This is a genomic window from Streptomyces sp. NPDC093568, from assembly GCF_044764945.1.
In the GTDB taxonomy this organism is placed as follows: domain Bacteria; phylum Actinomycetota; class Actinomycetes; order Streptomycetales; family Streptomycetaceae; genus Streptomyces.
Window position 1 is genome coordinate 204,057 of the sequence record NZ_JBIWJD010000003.1, and the last position, 18,664, is coordinate 222,720.

17 protein-coding genes are annotated in these 18,664 nt (G+C 72.5%); 9 read left to right on the forward strand and 8 right to left on the reverse strand.

Annotated elements, in window-relative coordinates:
- Positions 1 to 8 precede the first annotated feature (8 nt).
- Positions 9 to 2,087 carry a SpoIIE family protein phosphatase gene (locus tag ACIRD7_RS15055; protein ID WP_403453255.1) on the reverse strand — a complete coding sequence of 693 codons (2,079 nt, stop codon included), beginning with the start codon at positions 2,085 to 2,087 and terminating at the stop codon, positions 9 to 11.
- A gap of 270 nt (positions 2,088 to 2,357) precedes the next feature.
- On the opposite strand from ACIRD7_RS15055, the gene ACIRD7_RS15060 reads away from it, so the two are divergent.
- Positions 2,358 to 3,230 (forward strand): hypothetical protein, encoded by an 873-nt coding sequence (locus ACIRD7_RS15060; protein WP_403453256.1) that lies wholly within the window; start codon positions 2,358 to 2,360, stop codon positions 3,228 to 3,230.
- A gap of 122 nt (positions 3,231 to 3,352) precedes the next feature.
- A complete protein-coding gene (locus ACIRD7_RS15065) occupies positions 3,353 to 3,730 on the forward strand; it encodes a hypothetical protein (protein WP_403453257.1) in 378 nt (125 codons plus the stop codon).
- A 28-nt stretch (positions 3,731 to 3,758) separates the two neighbouring features.
- On the opposite strand, the gene ACIRD7_RS15070 is transcribed toward ACIRD7_RS15065, so the two are convergent.
- The gene (locus ACIRD7_RS15070; RefSeq protein WP_403453258.1) at positions 3,759 to 4,919 is read right to left on the reverse strand and encodes a M20 family metallopeptidase; all 1,161 of its coding nucleotides are present in this window, start codon (positions 4,917 to 4,919) and stop codon (positions 3,759 to 3,761) included.
- A gap of 174 nt (positions 4,920 to 5,093) precedes the next feature.
- Here ACIRD7_RS15070 and ACIRD7_RS15075 point away from each other — a divergent pair, with 174 nt between their 5' ends.
- Positions 5,094 to 7,109 carry an FAD-dependent oxidoreductase gene (locus tag ACIRD7_RS15075; protein WP_403453259.1) on the forward strand — a complete coding sequence of 672 codons (2,016 nt, stop codon included), beginning with the start codon at positions 5,094 to 5,096 and terminating at the stop codon, positions 7,107 to 7,109.
- Positions 7,110 to 7,140: 31 nt separating this feature from the next.
- Positions 7,141 to 7,692 carry a PadR family transcriptional regulator gene (locus tag ACIRD7_RS15080; RefSeq protein WP_403453260.1) on the forward strand — a complete coding sequence of 184 codons (552 nt, stop codon included), beginning with the start codon at positions 7,141 to 7,143 and terminating at the stop codon, positions 7,690 to 7,692.
- A gap of 36 nt (positions 7,693 to 7,728) precedes the next feature.
- On the opposite strand, the gene ACIRD7_RS15085 is transcribed toward ACIRD7_RS15080, so the two are convergent.
- Positions 7,729 to 8,271, reverse strand: coding sequence for a hypothetical protein (locus tag ACIRD7_RS15085; RefSeq protein ID WP_403453261.1), 543 nt, complete (start codon positions 8,269 to 8,271; stop codon positions 7,729 to 7,731).
- A gap of 188 nt (positions 8,272 to 8,459) precedes the next feature.
- Positions 8,460 to 9,479, reverse strand: coding sequence for a fibronectin type III domain-containing protein (locus ACIRD7_RS15090; RefSeq protein WP_403453262.1), 1,020 nt, complete (start codon positions 9,477 to 9,479; stop codon positions 8,460 to 8,462).
- Between the two features lie 429 nt (positions 9,480 to 9,908).
- Between ACIRD7_RS15090 and ACIRD7_RS15095 the strand changes: the two genes are divergently transcribed.
- Together ACIRD7_RS15095 and ACIRD7_RS15100 are read left to right on the forward strand one after the other, a co-directional pair.
- Complete coding sequence (locus tag ACIRD7_RS15095; protein ID WP_403453263.1) at positions 9,909 to 10,604, forward strand: glycoside hydrolase family 75 protein; 696 nt, start codon at positions 9,909 to 9,911, stop codon at positions 10,602 to 10,604.
- A complete protein-coding gene (locus ACIRD7_RS15100; protein ID WP_403453264.1) occupies positions 10,601 to 10,900 on the forward strand; it encodes a hypothetical protein in 300 nt (99 codons plus the stop codon). Before ACIRD7_RS15095 ends, ACIRD7_RS15100 begins: the two co-directional genes overlap by 4 nt.
- A 71-nt stretch (positions 10,901 to 10,971) precedes the next feature.
- On the opposite strand, the gene ACIRD7_RS15105 is transcribed toward ACIRD7_RS15100, so the two are convergent.
- The 4 genes from ACIRD7_RS15105 to ACIRD7_RS15120 all read right to left on the reverse strand — a co-directional run bounded on the left by ACIRD7_RS15105 (position 10,972) and on the right by ACIRD7_RS15120 (position 14,165).
- Positions 10,972 to 11,391: a PTS-dependent dihydroxyacetone kinase phosphotransferase subunit DhaM gene (locus ACIRD7_RS15105; protein ID WP_403453265.1), complete on the reverse strand. Its 420-nt coding sequence runs from the start codon at positions 11,389 to 11,391 to the stop codon at positions 10,972 to 10,974.
- Positions 11,384 to 11,983, reverse strand: a complete 600-nt coding sequence (gene dhaL / locus ACIRD7_RS15110) for a dihydroxyacetone kinase subunit DhaL (protein ID WP_403453266.1) — start codon at positions 11,981 to 11,983, stop codon at positions 11,384 to 11,386. The genes ACIRD7_RS15105 and dhaL overlap by 8 nt, the downstream gene beginning before the upstream one ends.
- Before the next feature lie 46 nt (positions 11,984 to 12,029).
- Positions 12,030 to 13,022 (reverse strand): dihydroxyacetone kinase subunit DhaK, encoded by a 993-nt coding sequence (dhaK, locus tag ACIRD7_RS15115; protein WP_403453267.1) that lies wholly within the window; start codon positions 13,020 to 13,022, stop codon positions 12,030 to 12,032.
- Positions 13,023 to 13,262: 240 nt separating this feature from the next.
- Positions 13,263 to 14,165 (reverse strand): EamA family transporter, encoded by a 903-nt coding sequence (locus tag ACIRD7_RS15120; RefSeq protein ID WP_403453268.1) that lies wholly within the window; start codon positions 14,163 to 14,165, stop codon positions 13,263 to 13,265.
- A gap of 68 nt (positions 14,166 to 14,233) precedes the next feature.
- On the opposite strand from ACIRD7_RS15120, the gene ACIRD7_RS15125 reads away from it, so the two are divergent.
- The 3 genes from ACIRD7_RS15125 (at position 14,234) to ACIRD7_RS15135 (ending at position 18,626) form a co-directional block, all read left to right on the forward strand.
- Complete coding sequence (locus ACIRD7_RS15125) at positions 14,234 to 15,094, forward strand: LysR family transcriptional regulator (protein WP_403453269.1); 861 nt, start codon at positions 14,234 to 14,236, stop codon at positions 15,092 to 15,094.
- 395 nt (positions 15,095 to 15,489) lie between these two features.
- Positions 15,490 to 16,230 carry an HAD family hydrolase gene (locus ACIRD7_RS15130; protein WP_403453270.1) on the forward strand — a complete coding sequence of 247 codons (741 nt, stop codon included), beginning with the start codon at positions 15,490 to 15,492 and terminating at the stop codon, positions 16,228 to 16,230.
- Positions 16,227 to 18,626, forward strand: coding sequence for a glycoside hydrolase family 65 protein (locus ACIRD7_RS15135; protein WP_403453271.1), 2,400 nt, complete (start codon positions 16,227 to 16,229; stop codon positions 18,624 to 18,626). The genes ACIRD7_RS15130 and ACIRD7_RS15135 overlap by 4 nt, the downstream gene beginning before the upstream one ends.
- Positions 18,627 to 18,664 lie beyond the last annotated feature (38 nt).

Sequence of the window (18,664 nt, forward strand, 5' to 3'; positions counted from 1 at the left end):
CGTGACGGTCAACTCTGGGGCAGCACGCGCGCGATGAGCAGTGCCACGTCGTCGGAGTTGTCCGGCCGGTGCAGGGTGCGCAGGAGGAGGTCGCAGCACTCCTCCAAGTCGCGGTCGGGGTCGTCGAGCAGCTCCAGGAGGGCGTCGAGGCGCTCGTCGAGCGGGTGTTGGCGGGTTTCGACGAGCCCGTCGGTGTAGAACACCAGCTGGTCGCCGGGTTCGAGGTCCACGGTCGTCGTGGAGAAGGCGACGCCGCCCACGCCCAGCGGGGCGCCGGTGGGCAGTTCGAGAAGCTCCGGGGGATGGCCGTGGCGGACGCGGGCCGGCGGAAGGTGGCCCGCGTTGGCGATCCGGCACTGGCGCAGTTGCGGGTCGTGGACGGCGTAGACACAGGTGGCGATGGAGTGGTCCAGGCCCTCGGTGATCTTGTCGAGGTGCTCCAGGAGCAGCGTCGGTTCGAGGTCGAGGGAGGCCAGCGTGTGCGTCGCGGTGCGCAGGCGGCCCATGGTCGTGGCGGCGTCGATGCCGCTGCCCATCACGTCCCCGACGACGAGCGCGGTCTTGCCGCCCTCCAGCGGGATCACGTCGAACCAGTCGCCGCCGACCTCGGCGCTGGCGCCGGCGGGCTGATAGCGGGAGGCGACCTCCACGCCGCCGGTCACCGCGGGATGGCTGGGCAGCAGGCTGCGCTGCAGTGTCAGGGCGATGTCGCGGGCGTTCTGGTACCAGCGGGCGTTGTCGATCTGCACGGCCGCGCGGGCCGCCAGCTCCCGGGCGAGCAGCAGGTCGTCCTCACTGAACGGCAGCGGGTTGCGGGTGCGCTTGAGGTCGAGCGCGCCGAGCACCTCGCCGCGCGCGATCAGCGGCACCGCCAGATAGGAGTGCACGCCCGCGCGCCCCAGCTGCGCTGCGGCCTCGGGGGAGCGGGCGATCCGGGGCAGGTCCTCCTCCTGGACCTGCGCGACCATGACGGCCTTGCCGGTGCGCACGCACTCGGTGACGAGGCGGTCCGGGCCGTAGCGGGCGACCTCGCCGGGCGGGTCGGCGGCGTCCAGGGCCTCGGTGGAGTGGTCGGCCTGCACGGCCAGGGCGCGGATCACCGCCGGCTCGGTGGGGCCGAGGGCGCTGCCCCTGCCTTCCACCACGGCTTCGAGCAGGTCGACGGCCGCGACGTCGGCGAGCTCCGGTACCGCGACGTCGGCCAGTTCGTGCGCGGTGCGGTCGAGCTCCAGCGTGGTGCCGATCCGGGCGGAGGCGTCGGCGATGAGGGCCAGCCGCCGCCGAGCCGTCTCGGCCTCCAGCGCGGCCTGGTGCTGCTCGGTGATGTCCACGGCCATCCCGGCCACCCCCAGCACCGTCCCCGTCGTGTCCTCCAGCCGGTACAGCGAGACCGACCAGTGGTGCTCCCGGTCGGGGTCCGCCTGGGTGCGGCCCACGATGTGCTGGTTGATGAGCGGACGACCGGTCCGCAGCACCTCGAGCAGGGACGCCTCGACGGCGTCGGCGCCGATATCGGGCAGCAGCTCGCGCGGGGTGTGACCGATGTGGTCCTCGGCGGGGATGCCGTTGAGCTGGGCAAGCGCCGGGTTGACCGTGACGTAGCGCAGTTCCGTGTCGAGGACGGCGAGACCCACCGGCGCCTGGGCGATCGTGCGCGTGGACAGCGCGACGTCCCGCTCCACCTGGCGGACGGTCGTCTGGTCGGCGCACAGGCCCAGCGCGTAGACGTCTCCCTGGTCGTCCAGCAGCCGCATGTTGCGGAACTCCACCAGGCGGGTGGCGCCGTCCTTGCGCCGTATCGGGAACGCCCCGGCCCAGCCCTCACCGGTCTCCATGACGTCGGCGAACAGCTTGACCACCAGGTCGAGGTGCTGCTCGTGGACCATGATCCGGGCGGCGTACTCGCCGAGCGCCTCCTGGGCCGAGTAACCGAACAGCTCCTCGGCCTGCGGGCTCCACAGCACGATGCGTCCCTCGGTGTCCAGCACGACCGAAGCCACGCCGAGCACGTCGAGAAGTCCGCTCGGACCCATGGGCCCGCGCGCCGGCTCGGTGCCCCCGGCGACGGGAGATTCGGCTGGAGACATGCCACGCACCGCCTTCGCCCTTCGTCGCGGCACGCCGTTCCCCCGTGCCGACTCCCCTTGTTCTACCGTGTTCAACCGTCTCCGGGCCCCCTCGGTCGTTCACCTCCACCATCCCTCAACACGACGGGGGGCGTCCGCCGAAGTCCGCACGGGGGCACGTGACTGTGGCCGATCAGACAGCAGCCGTTCGCCTTCTTGGTCTGTACATGACCACCGGGCCCCGCCAGACTGTCCGCCGACACGCACCCCACCCCCCGAGGAGTCGCTCCCATGGCCCTGCGTGCCCGGCAACGTTGTCATGCGGTTCTCACCCGCGTCGTCGCCCTTGCCTCCGCAGCCGTGCTGTCCACCGCGGCACCCGCGCAGGCCGCCGACACCTGGACGGAGGTGGGCTCCGACCGCGCCGATCCGCTCACCGAGAGCCAGGGCCTGACCTCCGTCGAGGTCCCGGCGAACAGCCCCAACCGCTACACCGGCATCGGCACCATCCCCGTCTCGGTCAGCAGCCGCGGCTGGAACCACGTGGGCGACCCCGACGCCTCGTACAACGGCTACTACATCGAGCCGTACCAGGCGGACTCCGGCACCGCGAAGATGTTCCGCGTGCAGGCGCCGAACGGGGCCTGGTCGGAGTACGTCCACACGCTGGGCTCCGGAGAGGCGTTGAACAACTCGTTCGTCGCCATCACACCCGCCGGCCAGTGGATGGTCTCCGGCGAATGGGGCACCATGACCCGCCTGCTGGTCCACCCGACTCCCGGCGTCAACCCGAGCACGTCCCCCTCGGCGAACCTCCCCTGGACCTCCAGCATCCGGCTCGACCACGCCGTACGCGACGTGCAGGGCTGCGACTTCCTGAGCGCCACCACGCTGCTGTGCGCCTCCGACGACCCCGCAGGCACCCTCTTCGGCATGACCAAGCCGCTGCTCCGGATCGACCTGTCGGCCGAGCCGGGATCGTCGGACGTGACCGGCCATGTCACCGCCCTGCGCCAGCTCCCGCTGCGCAGTTCCTGCTCGGGCTCTTTCGAGACGGAGGGCATCGACTACGACCGCCGCACCGGCACCCTGCGGGTGATCGTCATCTCGCCGGGCTTCTGCGTGCTCACCGACAGCAAGACGTACCGGTTCACCAGGAGCTGAGCCGCGGACGGAACGGCTCCGCCGGTAGTGCTCCGGCGCGCGCGGTGCTTTTCTTGGGGTTGGGGTCCGGTTCCGCGGGCTACTCGTGGCACCGCGGTGCGGCCACGAGAGGAGCGATCACGATGGGTCGTGAACGACTGCACGAGGAGCCTGTGTCCGTCGAGATCAGCGGATGCAGCAAGGAAGACGCCCGGATCGTGTTCGACGTGCTGAACCAGTGCTTCGAGTCCGACCGGGATCCCGACGACGTGCCGCAGCAGCTCCACGAGACGCGCCCGATGGTGTGGCTCGGCACGTTCGAGGTGACGGACGCGCAGGAGTGCGCGCCCCCCGCCCGGCTCTCGTCGACCGTCGAGGCCGACGCGCAGGGCGGCTACTGGGCCATCGAACGCCTCCGCACGACCCTGGACTCCGTGTTCACGGTGCACGACCTCACGTCGGCCTCGGGCGACCAGGAGCGGGAGCTGCACGTGGTGCTGAGGAGCCGCCCCGGCCTGTGACGACCTGGCTCGGCAAGGGCGAGCCAGGTCAGGACGAGCCGAGCAGGGCGAGTACGGCCCGCCGGTGGACGGCGTGGACGGCGGGCAGGTCGTCGAGGCAGGCCCGCTCGTCCACGCCGTGCAGGCCCGCGTACCGCACCCCGAAGCCCGCCGTCGCCGGGATGCCCTCGCCCGCGAGCAGATTGCCGATGTTCGACGGGCCCGCGGTCTTCGGGCGCACGGTGAGGCCCTCGGCCGCGGCGGCCTCCAGCAGCGCCGCCGCCGGCTGCCGGTCCTCGGCGAGCCGGTACGCCGGCCAGGATGCGACCGGGGTGATCGCGGTGGGCCGCGGCGCCGGGACCCGTACGTCCAGCTCGTCCGCCGCCGCACGGACCAGCCGCTCGGCGTCGCGGGCGTCGAAGCCGGGGGTGGTGCGGATGTCGACGCCCAGCTCGCACCGGCCGGGTACGACCGAGAAGCCCTGGCCGCCGTGGCAGGAGGTCACCGTCAGCTTCGGCGGCAGCGGGAACTCGCCCTCCGCGTCCGGGAGTTCGGCCTCCTCCAGAAGGCGCACGAGACGTGCCGCGCGGGAGATGGCGCCGGGACCGGAGCGGCGCGACCCCGAGTGGCCCGAGGCGGCGTGCACCGCGATCGTGGCCCGCCACAGTCCGCGCCCGCCGACCACGACCTCGTCGAGGCCGGGGTAGCCGATCATCACGCCGGACGGCCGCACCGCCCGCGCGTCGGCCAGGTAGGCGCGAGCGCCACCGAAGGCGCCCGTGTGCTCGTCGGCGTCGAGGAGCACCGCGAGACCGCCCCGCAGTTCGTCCGCCCGGCCGCGCAGCTCGGCCGCGATGCCGCAGAACATCGCCGCCGCCAGCTTGGAGTCCGCCGCACCCCTGCCGCGCAGCCAGCCGTCGACGACCTCGCCGGAATCCGGGGCGAAGGACCAGGCGGACTCGTCGCCGTACGGGGCGGTGTCGACGCAGGCGTCCAGTGCCCACCAGGGACCGGGCCGCCCGCCCGTGACCTCGATCAGCAGACCGACCGCGCCGCCCTCGTCGCCGTACAGGCGCCGGTACGGCAGCTCCCGCCCGGTGAGCCACTCCTCCAGGACCCCGAGGACGGGCCCGTAGTCGTCGATCCCGGCGCGGCTGGGGCAGCGGACCAGCCGCTGGGCGAGGTCGATCACGTCGGCGTGTGCGGTCATGGGGGCCACTGTGCCGGAAGGTCCGGCCGAACGGCCGTACAAGAAGGCCGGCCGGTGCGATGGCAGGAGTGCAGTGGCCCGAGTCACCCCCCCTTGGTTATGCAACTAGTTGCATAAACCTCGCGCGGTCCTCTACAACTACGTCAGGCACGACACCGCGCACGGAGGGGCCCGATGAGCCGTTACCCGCACCTGCTGAGCCCGCTGGACCTCGGCTTCACCACGCTGCCCAACCGCGTCCTCATGGGCTCCATGCACGTCGGCCTGGAGGAGGCCGAGCGCGGCTTCGAGCGGATGGCCGCCTTCTACGCCGAGCGGGCGCGCGGCGGAGTCGGCCTGATCGTCACCGGCGGCATCGCCCCCAACGACGAGGGCCGGCCATACGAGGGCGGCGCCAGGCTCACCACCGACGCGGAGGCCGAGCAGCACGAGGTCATCACCGAGGCCGTGCACCGCGAGGGCGGCCGGATCGCGATGCAGATCCTGCACTTCGGCCGCTACGCCTACCACCAGGACCTCGTCGCCCCGAGCCCGCTCCAGGCGCCGATCAGCCCCTTCGCGCCGCGCGAGCTGACCGACGCCGACGTCGAGCGGACCATCGACGACTACGCCCGCGCCGCCCGCCTCGCGAAGCAGGCCGGCTACGACGGCGTGGAGATCATGGGCTCCGAGGGCTACCTCATCAACGAGTTCATCGCCACGCAGACCAACCACCGCACCGACCGCTGGGGCGGCTCGTACGAGAACCGCATGCGGTTCCCCGTCGAGATCGTCCGCCGGGTGCGCGAGGCCGTCGGTGCGGACTTCATCATCATCTACCGGCTGTCGATGCTGGACCTCGTCCCCGGCGGCTCCACGCTCGACGAGGTGATCACGCTCGCCAAGGCCGTCGAGGCAGCCGGGGCGACCATCATCAACACCGGCATCGGCTGGCACGAGGCGCGCATCCCGACCATCGCCACCTCGGTGCCGCGCGGCGCCTACACCTGGGTCACCAAGCGGCTGATGGGCGAGGTGTCGGTCCCGCTCGTCACCACCAACCGCATCAACACCCCCGAACTGGCCGAGGAGTTGCTGGCCGACGGCTGTGCGGACATGGTATCGATGGCCCGTCCGATGCTCGCCGACCCCGATTTCGTCGCCAAGGCCGCCGCCGGGAAGCCGGAGGCCATCAACACCTGCATCGGCTGCAACCAGGCCTGCCTCGACCACACCTTCAGCGGCAAGATCACGTCCTGCCTGGTCAACCCGCGCGCCTGTCACGAGACCGAGCTGACCCTGTCCCCGACCCGGCGGCGCAAGCGCGTCGCGGTCGTGGGCGCCGGACCCGCCGGTATGGCCTGCGCGGCGAGCGCGGCCGAACGAGGCCACGACGTCACGCTGTTCGACGCCGCGAGCGAGATCGGCGGCCAGCTGAACGTCGCCCGCAAGGTCCCCGGCAAGCAGGAGTTCGACGAGACCCTGCGCTACTTCCGCCACCAGCTCGACTGGCAGGGAGTGGACGTACGGCTGAACACCTGGGTGTCGGCCGAGGACCTCGCCGCGTACGACGAGGTCGTCGTCGCCACCGGCGTCACCCCGCGCACCCCGGACATCCCCGGCGTGGACCACCCGAGCGTCGTGGGCTACCTCGACGTCCTGCGTGACGGCGCCCCCGTCGGCGAGCGTGTCGCCGTCCTCGGCGCGGGCGGCATCGGCTTCGACGTCGCCGAGTTCCTCACCGACGGCGGCGACAAGGCGAGCGAGGACCCCGAGACGTACTTCCGCCACTGGGGCGTGGACATGGACTACACGGCCCCCGGCGGCCTGGCCGCCCCCGAGCGGCCCGCCCCGCCGCGCACCGTCCACCTGCTTCAGCGCAAGACCAGCAAGGTCGGCGCGGGCCTCGGCAAGACCACCGGCTGGATCCACCGCACCGAGCTCAAGCAGCGGGGCGTCACCATGGTCCCGGGCGTGCGCTACGACCGCATCGACGACGCCGGACTGCACGTGACCGTCGGTGAGGAGAGCACGGTCCTGGAGGTCGACACCATCGTGCTGTGCACCGGCCAGGAGCCGCGCCGCGACCTGTACGAGGAACTGGCGGCAGCCGGCCGCAGCGTGCACCTCATCGGCGGTGCCGACGTCGCCGCCGAACTGGACGCCAAGCGGGCCATCAAGCAGGGCACGGAGCTGGCGGCGAGCCTCTAGGGGCCCGCGAGCGCGTCCCTAGGATGAGCCCATGTCACTCCCGCACGCGATCCTCACCGCCCTGCTCGAAAAGCCGTCCTCGGGGCTGGAGCTGACCCGTCGTTTCGACAAGTCGATCGGCTACTTCTGGTCGGCGACGCATCAGCAGATCTATCGCGAGCTGGGAAAACTGGAGGCGGAGGGGTTCATCCGCACCTTGCCCGCGCAGCAGCCGGCCCGTGGGCAGAAGAAGAGCTACGAGGTCCTGCCCGCGGGCCGCGCCGAGCTGGCCCGCTGGACCGGCGCGTCCCAGGACCCGCGGCCGCACCGCGACACGCTGCTGTTGCGGATGCGGGCCGCGGCCGTCGTCGGGACGGCGGGCGTCGAGGCGGATCTGCGCCGCCATCTCGACCTGCACCGCCGGCAGTTGACCGAGTACGAGGAGATCGAGAAGCGGGACTTCCCGCCCGGCCGGGACAGCTCGCAGGACCGGCTGCGCCACCTCGTGCTGCGGGCGGGCATCGATCTGGAGACCTTCTGGATCCAGTGGCTCACGCACGCGCTGGACGAGTTCGCGGAGCTGCCCGGGTCCGGGACGGCCTGAGCCGGCAGGCTCACGGACTCGATCCGGTGCGGGCCCTCAGAGCCGGTGCGGCTTCGACTTGCGGCGCAGGAACCACGCCGTGGCGGCGACACCAGCGCCCACCAGTACGCCGCCGCCCACCAGCGTCAGGGTGCCGAAGTCGGAGGTGGAACCGCCCACGCCGCCCTGGACGCCGCGCGACGGCGAGGCCGTGGCCGTGGCGGAGATCGTGCGGGTCGGCCTGGCGCCCGCGACGACGACCGACTGGGTGCCCGCCGTCGTGCCGTTGGAGCAGACGACGATGACGGTGTACGTACCCGGGCTCACGTTCGCCCAGGCGGCCGACTGCAGCGCGGCCGTACCGGCCAGGGAGACCTGGCGGCCCTGGGCGAAGTTCGCCTGCCGGCTGTTCAGCAGCGAGGCGGTGCCCCAGCTGCCGTTGACGTCCGTGCAGGCCCTGGTCGTGACGGAGACCGTGGACCCGGTGGTGCTCACGGAGATCCCCGACTGTGCGGCGGCGGGGACGACGGCCGCGAAGAGGGGGAGTGCGGAGGCGGCTGCCACGGTCAGGCCCGAGCGGAAGAGCGATGAGTTGCGCATGGGATGCCCTCCGGCGGCACGGTCGGCGGTACGTCCGTTGCGCCGCCGAGATCGGGAACGCCGTGCTGCCTCAGGGGAAGCCAACGCGTCCCGGGGCCGCACCGCATGCGGGCGTCGCCCGGACAGGTGACGTGCTGGTGCATCCGGGGGACTTCACCCCGGTGGGCCGGTGATCACCGTGACCGGCGTCATCCCTCCTCGCCCGTCGTCACCGTCCGCTCGGCCGAGAGGCCGCCCCAGGTGCCGTCCGGCAGCCGGCCCCGGATCCGCACCCGGTGGCTGACCCCGCTGTCCGGGGTCAGGTAGAAGCTGTACGTGGCCTTGTCGCGGGGCGCGTTCCCGCCGTACACCAGCGAGGTCGCCGCACGGCCGTCGATCTGGACCTCGTACTCCGTGACGACACCGTCGGCGCGCGGCGGCACCCAGCTCAGGTCGAGGTGGTACGCCCCGTCGGCGCGATGGGTGGAGGCCCGGAAGCCGGTCGGGGCGGTGCCGCGCCCGTCGTCGGTGCCGGGTGTGGTGACGCGGACGGCCGCCGTGGCCGGAGAGAGGTTGTCGGCGGCGTCGCGGGCCCGCACGGTGAACGAGTAGCGGCCGCCCGGCCTGAGCCCGGTGACCACGGTGGCCGTCTGGTTGCCGCCCACACTGTGGATCTTCGTGTCGCCCTGGTAGATGTCGTACGACACCACGTCCCGGTCGTCCGTCGCCCGCGACCACGACAGCTGCACCGCCCGGCTGCCGACCGCACGGCCGTACGGCCGCCCCGGGCGCGTGGGAGCCGACCGGTCGGCCGCCACGGCCTTGGGAGTCGTCGCCCGGACCACCTTGCTCGGCGGGCCGAGACGCCCGTCCGTGTCGCGGGCCCGCACGGAGAACGCGTACGTGGTCGACGGCTTGAGCATGGTGACATCCACCATGTGCGCGGAACCCGGCACTTCTTTGACCTTGGTGGGGCCCCGATACACCTCGTAGACCTCGACACCCGCCTCCGTGGTGACCGCGTTCCACATGACGTGCACGCTGGTCGCGCTGCCCGCGTCCGCCGTGACACCCGTGGGCGCCCCGGGCGGTCGCCCGCCACTCTCCCCGTCCGCCGCGCCCCACGCGCAGGAAGAGAGCAGCAGCGCGAGCGCCAGACAGACGACGGACACCGGCACGGGCACGGAAACGCGTCGCACGACTCTGCCTCCCGGGTGGGGCCGGGCCATCGGCGGCCTCGCTGCAATGGTCCGGACCAATATGGCGCGGGTGACGCGATCACATCAAGAGGGCGGTGGCGGGCGGCTGTTCGGTCATCGGCAATCCGTCGGCATTTGGTGACCCGCTCGGAGGCTTACGTATGCTGAAGCTCCTCGCGGTCGAACTCTCCTTGAGGGATGGGGAGTTCGTGCCGCCCGGCGCAGGCCGCTGTCGTCGCTGATCCGGCGCCGGACGCGGGTGGCCGGGAGGCCGGGCCCGGTGCGGGCTCAGGCCCCCGGCCCCTGGCGGAGTCCAAGGGAATCGTGTTGGTGTCGCCGCGGTGTCCGCCGTACGGACCTCTGTGGTGGCGGCATGATCGAAACACCAGCAGATTGGCTGGGTGTCAGGCAGTTCCCTGTGCGTGTCCGTCAGTGTCCCCGGCGAGAGGCTCCCCGGTCGTGCGTTTAAGTTCGCTGACACTCGCTGCGGCAGGCGCCGCGCTGCTCGCCCCGACAACGCCGCCCGACGACCCGCCTCCGGCGCAGGAGGAGTCCGAGGTCCGCGTGGAGGCCGACGTCAGCGCCGCCGACCTGCTGTCCAAGGTGAGTGGGTGCGACGCCGTCTCCCAGGGCCGCTATCGCAGCGACAGTGGTACGCCCGCGACGATCCCGGTCTGCGGGGCACAGGACGTCGTGTTCTGGAAGGCCGACATGGACATCGACTGCGACGGGCAGGCCACCGACCACTGCAACAGCCGTACCGATCCCCACTTTTCCGACGCGACGGCCTTTCAGCAGTCCGACGGCCGTCAGTTGAGCGCCGAACGCCTCCCGTACATCGTCGTGCCCACCCCGAGCGCCATCTGGGACTACCGCGCCCACGGCGTCCGCGGCGGCTCGGTCGCGGCCGTCGTGTACGGAGACCAGGTGCGGTACGCGGTCGTCGGCGACGTCGGTCCGCGCGACATCATCGGCGAGGCGTCGTACGCCGCCGCCAAGGCCCTCGGTATCCCGCCGGACCCACGGACCGGCGGCACGGCCTCCGGCGTCACCTACATCGTTTTCAAGAACTCGCGGGTGACGCCCATCGAGGACCCCGCGGCCGCCGTGGCCGCGGGGGAGCGGCTGGCACGGGAGTTCGTGGACGGCGAGTGAGTGTGGGCGGGGCACAAGGAGGATTTCGCGGACGCCGGTCACTCGCCGGCTGGCTGCAGGCCTACGACGCGGCCGAACCGGCGTTCGCCCGCGCCCTCGCCGAGCGCGCCGGCCTCCCCGCCGACGACCCGCGCCCGAAGGTCCAGGCGGCGATGTTCAACGCGGCCCTGCGCGCGGCGGTCGAGCACTACGCCTGGCAAACCGCCGACACCAACCCCGACCGTGAGACGGCCCAGAGAGAGCTGGTTGCGACACTGCGCTCGGCGCTGACCGTCACGGGGGAGGGGATTGGGTAGGCGACGACCGGGGCGACCTCATGCCGGAGGGCGCGCCGAAACCTCGCGGCGCGCCCTCGCAGCGGGCTCCCTCACACCTTCCGGTACGTGTACGCCTCCGCGGCCGCCGCCTCCACCGCCGCCAGGTCGGCCCCCGTCGCGGCCGTCACGACCGCGGCCACCGCGCCCTCGACGAAGGGGGCGTCCACCAGGCGTGTGCCGTGCGGGAGTTCGTCGCCCTCGGCGAGCAGGGCCTTCACGGTGAGGACCGCGCTGCCGAGGTCGGTGAGGACGGCGACCCCGGCGCCACGGTCCACGGACGCGGCCGCCGCGGCGATCAGTTCCGCACTGGTGCCGAGCTCGCCGCCCTCGGTGCCACCCGCCGGGGCCACCTGCACCGCCGTACCGCCGCCCGCGAGCCCCTGTGCCAGATCGGCCACCGAGGCGGCCACCTGGGCGCTGTGCGAGACCAGCACGATGCCGACGAGACCCTCGCTCTTGTCGTCACTCACCGTTTGCCTCCGCCAGTGCCGCGATCAGCAGCGCCGAGGACGTGGCGCCGGGATCCTGGTGCCCGACGCTGCGCTCCCCGAGATAGCTCGCCCGACCCTTGCGGGCCTGCAACGGCGTCGTCGCCAGGGCGCCCTCCTCGGCGGCGGCCCGCGCAGCCACGAAGCCCTCGGTGAGCGCGTCCACGGCCGGTACCAGCGCGTCGATCATGGTCTTGTCACCCGGCGCTGCCCCACCGAGGGTCATCACCGCGTCCACGCCCGCCCGCAGCGCCTCGGCGAACCGGCCCTCGTCGACCTCGCCGGCGTCCCCGAGGGCCTTGCCGGTCCGGCGCAGCAGCGTCCCGTACAGGGGGCCGGACGCCCCGCCCACCGTCGAGATGAGCTGCCGCCCGGCGAGCGTCAGGATCGCACCGGGCGTCTGCGGGTCCTCCTTCTCCAACGCGGCCGAGACGGCGCGGAAACCGCGCTGGAGGTTGCTGCCGTGGTCGGCGTCACCGATGGGCGAGTCGAGAGCGGTGAGCCGTTCCGCCTCGCGGTCGACGGAGGCGGCGGTGGCCGTCATCCAACGGCGGAAGAAGTCGGCGTCGAGCACTGGATCTCCTTGCGTGACAGGTGCGTTGCGGTCGTCCGGCTCCGGATCACATACCCCACCGCAGCCCGGGCGTCTTCACCGGCGCGTTCCACAGCCGCAGCATCTCCTCGTCGACCTGGCACAGGCTGACCGAGGCGCCGGCCATGTCGAGGGAGGTGACATAGTTGCCGACCAAGGTGTGGGCGACGGCCACACCACGCTCGGCGAGCACCCGCTGGACCTCGGCGTTGAAGCCGTACAGCTCCAACAGCGGTGTCGCGCCCATGCCGTTGACCAGGACGAGGACCGGATTGCGCGGGGTCATGTCCTCCAGGATCGCGCCGACCGCGAAGTCGGCGATCTCGCCCGAGGTCATCATCGCCCGCCGCTCCCGGCCGGGCTCGCCGTGGATGCCGATGCCCAACTCCAGCTCACCGGGCGGCAGATCGAAGGTGGGGCTCCCCTTGGCGGGCGTGGTGCAGGCGCTGAGGGCGACGCCGAAGCTGCGGGAGTTCTCGTTGACCTGACGCCCGATCGACTCCACCCGCTCCAGCGGCTGCCCCTCGTCCGCCGCGGCGCCCGCGATCTTCTCCACGAACAGCGTCGCGCCCGTGCCGCGTCGCCCGGCCGTGTAGAGGCTGTCGGTGACCGCGACGTCGTCATTGACGAGCACCTTCGCGACCTGGATGCCCTCGTCCTCGGCGAGCTCGGCGGCCATGTCGAAGTTCAGCACGTCGCCCGTGTAGTTCTTCACGATGAACAGCACGCCTGCCCCGCTGTCCACGGCGGCCGCGGCCCGCACCATCTGGTCCGGCACCGGCGACGTGAACACTTCACCCGGACAGGCCGCCGACAGCATTCCCGGACCCACGAAGCCGCCGTGCAGCGGCTCGTGCCCCGACCCGCCACCGGAGATCAGGGCGACCTTCCCCGCGACGGGAGCGTCCCGCCGTACGATCACCCGGTTCTCCACATCGACGACCAGCTCGGGGTGGGCGGCCGCCATCCCGCGCAGTGCGTCGGCGACCACGGTCTCCGCGACGTTGATCAGCATCTTCATGAGTGCCTCCTGGTGATATGAGCAGCGCGGCCCGTGCCGTACCGCTGTCGGCTCGATGGCAGCTGCGGTGACGGATCGTCAGGTGTCGTCAGGTCTCGTCAGGTGTCGGTGGTCGCTGGTGTGTGAGGTCGCCGAATCCCTTCTTTCGGCAGTATCTCGCTTGCGGCAACGAAGGTCACGTGCACAGGCGCCCCGGGGCGCGCCCCTGGTCACGTGCCGGGTTCGAGCGGCCTCGTGGCGTCAGCTCCGCGACGTCAGAATGCTCAGCGCGTTCGCGGCGACGACGGCCCCGATGCCCGCCCACTCCGGCCCGCCCAGGCCCTGACCCAGCGCTGCCCAGCCGACCAGGGCCGCGAGGACGGGGTTGACGCTCATGAACAGGCCGAAGGCCCGGGGCGGCACGTGGCGCAGGGTGAACAGATCCGCCAGATACGGCACGGCCGACGACAGGAGCCCGGCGGTGACCGCGCAGGCGACGGCGCCTGCCGTGGGCGGCTGCTGCACGGCGACGGCCACCCCGACCGGCAGGAACATCACGGCCGAGATCCCGGCCGCGGCCGCCGCGCCCTGGGCTCCGGGGACACGTCGGCCGACGGTGCGGTTGAGCAGGATGTACGACGCCCAGCAGAGGGCCGCCAGCAGGCCCAGGGCCATCCCGAGGTAGTCGGTCGAGGGGCGCGGGCGCATCAGCGTGACGACACCGGCCGCGGCGATCACCGCGCAGCCCACGTCCACCCGGCGGCGCGAGGACGCGAGGGCGAGGGTGAGCGGGCCGAGGAATTCCAGGGTCACGGCCAGGCCCAGTCCGACGCGCTCGATGGCCGAGTACAGGGAGAGGTTCATGGTGCCGAACACCAGGGCCAGCAGGAGTACCGGCCACCACTGACCCCAGGTGAACGCACGCAGCCTCGGCCTGGCGACGGCGAGCAGCACGGCCGCGGCGACGTACTGGCGCACGGCGACGACTCCGACGGGGCCGAGGACGGGGAAGGCGAGCGAGCCGATCGCCGCGCCGGTCTGGTTCGACAGGCCGCTGCCGAGCATGGTGGCGACGCCGGCCGTGCGGCCGCCGGACTGCTCGTGGGCGAGCGGGGGGAGGGGCACGGGCGTGGGCGCAGGTGCGGATGCGGGTCGGGTGCGCATACGGCGATCGTGAGGCTCCCCGATCCTTGCGCAAAATGAGTGTGCTTATTGATCTATACGCTTGAGTCATGAATGCCGATGTGGAGCTGAGACAGCTGCGCTGCCTCGTCGCGATCGTCGACGAGGGCACCTTCACCGACGCCGCCATAGTCCTCGGCGTCTCCCAGGCCGCGGTCTCCCGCTCGCTGGCCTCACTGGAACGCGCACTCGGCGTACGGCTGCTGCGCCGCACCTCCCGGGAGGTGACCCCGACCGGGAGCGGGCTGCGTGTCCTGGCCCACGCTCGGCGGGTGCTCGGCGAGGTGGACGAGCTGGTCAGGGAGGCGGCGTCCGGACACGCCCGGCTGCGGATGGGCTACGCCTGGGCGGCGCTCGGCCGGCACACCCCCGCCTTCCAACGCCGTTGGGCCGCTGCCCACCCCGGGACCGACCTGCAGCTGGTCCGGGTCAACTCCTCCACATCCGGGCTCGCCGAGGGCGCGTGCGACCTGTCCGTCGTACGGCGGCCGGTGGACGACCGGCGCTTCGACTCCGCCATCGTGGGTCTGGAGCGACGGCTGTGCGCCGTGGCCGCCGACGACGCGCTGGCCCGGCGCCGCTCGGTCCGGCTGGCCGACCTCAGCGGACGCACCCTCCTGATCGACCGCCGCACCGGCACCACGACCACCGACCTGTGGCCGCCCGACGCGCGCCCTGCCACGGAGGAGACCCACGACGTCGACGACTGGCTCACGGTGATCTCGACCGGCCGCTACATCGGCGTGACCGCCGAGGCCACCGCCCACCAGTACCCGCGCCCCGGCATCGTCTACCGCCCGCTGCGCGACGCCGAGCCCATCGCGGTTCGGTTGGCCTGGTGGCGTGACGATGCGCCGTCGGCGGCGCAGGCGGTGATTGAGCTGCTCACGGCGTTGTACCGGGGGGACTGACGCCGGCCGGGGACGGCGGCCCGCACGTGGGGCGGGAAGGGCCCCATCCACTTCTCGCGGATCCTGATTGCGCGGTGCGCGGCTGCGAGCCGCTTCCCCGCGCCTGTGTGGGTCCTTCCCGTCCCCTCCAGCACACCACGCGGGCCGCCGCCACGCCAGGGCCGTTCGGCACTTCAGGGGCACCGAGGTGACAAGGCAGACTCGACGGGTACCCATGAGCGGACCCCGCCGGGCGCGGGGGAGCCGTCGAGTGGAGGTGAGCAGGCCGTGCGCCTCGCGTTCCGTGGTGCTGTCCCGGCCAGGCGTCGCCCGGATGCCGTACCGCGTGCCCTGCCCTCGCGCATGCGCGCCCCTCGGCGCCCGGTCGCCGTCCGGCGAGCGCGGTGGGGGTGACCATGGCGCTCGCCGACGTCCTGCGCGACGTGCGCGCCGTCGTCTTCGACACGGACGGGGTCATCACCGACTCCGCCAAGGTGCACGCCGCCGCCTGGAAGGTCGCCTTCGACGACTACCTGCGCGCCCACCCGCCCGACGCCCCCGACCAGCGCCGACCCTTCGACGTGCGGGACGACTACCTGCGCCACGTGGACGGCAGGTCACGACTGGACGGAGCCGCCGCCTTCCTCGCCGCGCGCGGCGTCGACGCATCGGACGAGACGGTGCGTGCCGTGGCGGCGGACAAGGAGCGCCTGTTCACCGAGCGGCTGCGCGAGCACGGCGTCGACGCCTACCCGGGGACCGTGCGGCTGGTGCAGGCGCTGCGCGCCGCGGGAGTGCCCCGTGCGGCGGCCTCCGCCTCCCGGCACGCCGGTGAGCTGCTGACGCGGGCCGGGGTCCTCGATCTGTTCGACGTCCTCGTCGACGGCGGCGAGGCGGCCCGGCTGGGCCTCGCGGGCAAGCCCGAGCCCGATCTCTTCCTGGAGGCGGTGAGCCGGCTGGGCGTGCCGGCCGACCGAGCGGCCGTCGTCGAGGACGCCCTGGCGGGCGTGGAGGCCGGCCGGCGCGGCGGCTTCGCCCTGGTGGTCGGCGTGGACCGGGCCGCCGGCGAGGACACGGGAGCGCGACTGCTGCGGCACGGCGCCGACATCGTCGTACGAGACCTCGGAGAACTCTGCGCGGGAGGAGAGCCGAAGTGACGGACGAGGCGAGCCCGGAGGCCGAGCCGGCCGGCTGGAGCTGGGAGTACGCGGGATACAGGCCCGTCGACGAACGGCTGCGCGAGTCGCTGTGCACCCTCGGCAACGGCTACTTCGCCACCCGGGGCGTGCTGCCGGAGTGTTCCGCCGACGACATCCACTATCCGGGAACCTATGTGGCCGGCATCTACAACCGGCTCACCTCCGATGTCGCGGGCCGCCGTGTGGAAAACGAGGACGTGGTCAACGTCCCGAACTGGCTGCCCCTGCGCTTCCGGCTCCCCGAGGGGCCCTGGATCGACCCCGACACCGTCACCGTGCTCGAACACCGGCAGATGCTGCACCTGTCCGAGGGGCTGCTGGAGCGCCGGACGCGCTACGACCTCGGCGAAGGCCGGGTACTGACGGTGCGTCAGCATCGGATGGTGCACATGGCCGACCCCCATCTGGCCGCCCTGCGCACCGAGTTCACGACCGAGGGGTACGCCGGACCGCTGGAGGTGGAGGCTGCCCTCGACGGCGGGGTCACCAACTCCGGCGTGGCGCGCTACCGGGACCTCGACGGCCGCCATCTGACCCACGTCCACACCGGCGCCTCCACCCCGGACACGGTCTGGCTGCGCTGCCGTACACGGACCTCCGACATCCGGATCGGACTCGCGGCCCGGCTCACCGCCGGCGCACCCGCCCAGATCCGCCACGAACTGCCCTGTGTCACCCAGCGGTTGACGCTCGACCTCACTCCGGGCCGCACCGCCACCGTCGACAAGACCGTCGCGCTGCACACCTCCCGCGACCCGGCGATCAGCGACCCGCTGCACGCCGCCATCGACCGGGTCGGCCGGTCGGCGGACTTCGACGCGCTGGCCGCCTCGCACCGCACCGCCTGGGGTCAGCTCTGGCGCCGCTCCGAGCTCGACGTCCCCGGCGAGTCGGGACTCATCCTGCGGCTGCACCTCTTCCACGTACTGCAGACCCTCTCCCCGCACACCGCCGACCTGGACGTCGGTGTGCCCGCCCGGGGGCTGCACGGCGAGGCCTACCGGGGCCATGTCTTCTGGGACGAGCTGTTCGTCCTGCCGTTCCTCAACCTGCACTTCCCGGAGGTCTCCCGCGCCCTGCTCCGCTACCGCCACCGCCGCCTCGAACAGGCCCGCACCAGTGCGGCGCGGGCCGGCCGACGGGGCGCGATGTACCCCTGGCAGAGCGGCAGCGACGGACGCGAGGAGACCCAGCAGCTCCATCTCAACCCGCGCTCCGGACGCTGGCTGCCCGACCACTCCCACCTCCAGCACCATGTGGGCTCGGCCATCGCCTACAACGTGTGGCAGTACTGCGAGGCGAGCGGCGACATGGAGTTCCTGCACACCAAAGGCGCCGAGATGCTGTTGCAGATCGCGCGCTTCTGGGCGGACAAGGCCGTGTACGACCACAGCCTCGGCCGCTACCGCATCAAGGGCGTCGTCGGCCCCGACGAGTACCACGAGGCCTATCCGGACTCCGAGACACCGGGTCTGGACGACAACGCCTACACCAACGTCACCGCCGCCTGGGTGCTCGCCCGCACCCTGGAGCTGCTGGACACCCTGCCCGCGCCCCGCAGGCGCGAACTCGTCGAACGCACCGGCGTGGACGGCGACGAACTGACGCTGTGGGAGGACGTCGCCCACACGCTGCACGTCCCCTTCCACGGCGACGTCATCAGCCAGTTCGCGGGCTACGGCGACCTCGCCGAACTCGACTGGAACGGCTACCGCGAGCGCTACGGCGACATCCGGCGGCTCGACCGCATCCTGGAGGCGGAGGGCGACACCGTCAACCGTTACCAGGCCTCCAAGCAGGCCGACGTGCTGATGCTCGGCTACCTCTTCGCACCGGCCGAACTGCGGGACGTGTTCGCCATGCTGGGCTACCGCCTCGACGAGGACATGTGGCGGCGCACCGTCGACTACTACATGCACCGCACCAGCCACGGCTCCACCCTCAGCGGCCTGGTCCACGGCTGGGTACTGGCCCGGTGCCGGCGCAGCGAGGCCTGGAAGTTCGTCCAGGAGGCCCTCCAGGGCGACATCGCGGACGTCCAGGGCGGCACCACCGGCGAGGGCATCCACCTGGGCGCCATGGGCGGCACCCTCGACCTCGTCCAGCGCGGACTGACCGGCCTGGAGACCCGGGACGGCGCGCTGTGGCTCGACCCCGTGCCGCTGCCCGAGCTGTCCACCTACGGGTTCTCCCTGCGCTACCAGGGCAACTGGGGCGTACGGCTGCGTCTGGAGCGCGGACTGCTGGAGATCGAGGTGCCCTCGTCCGACGCCTCACCGATCGACGTACGGCTCCCGGAGCACGAGGTCTTCCTGCAGCCCGGGGAGAAGGGGCGGCTGGTCCTTCCCGGCTGACCCCGGACCGGTGCGGGGAGCGGCCGGCGGGTGGAGGC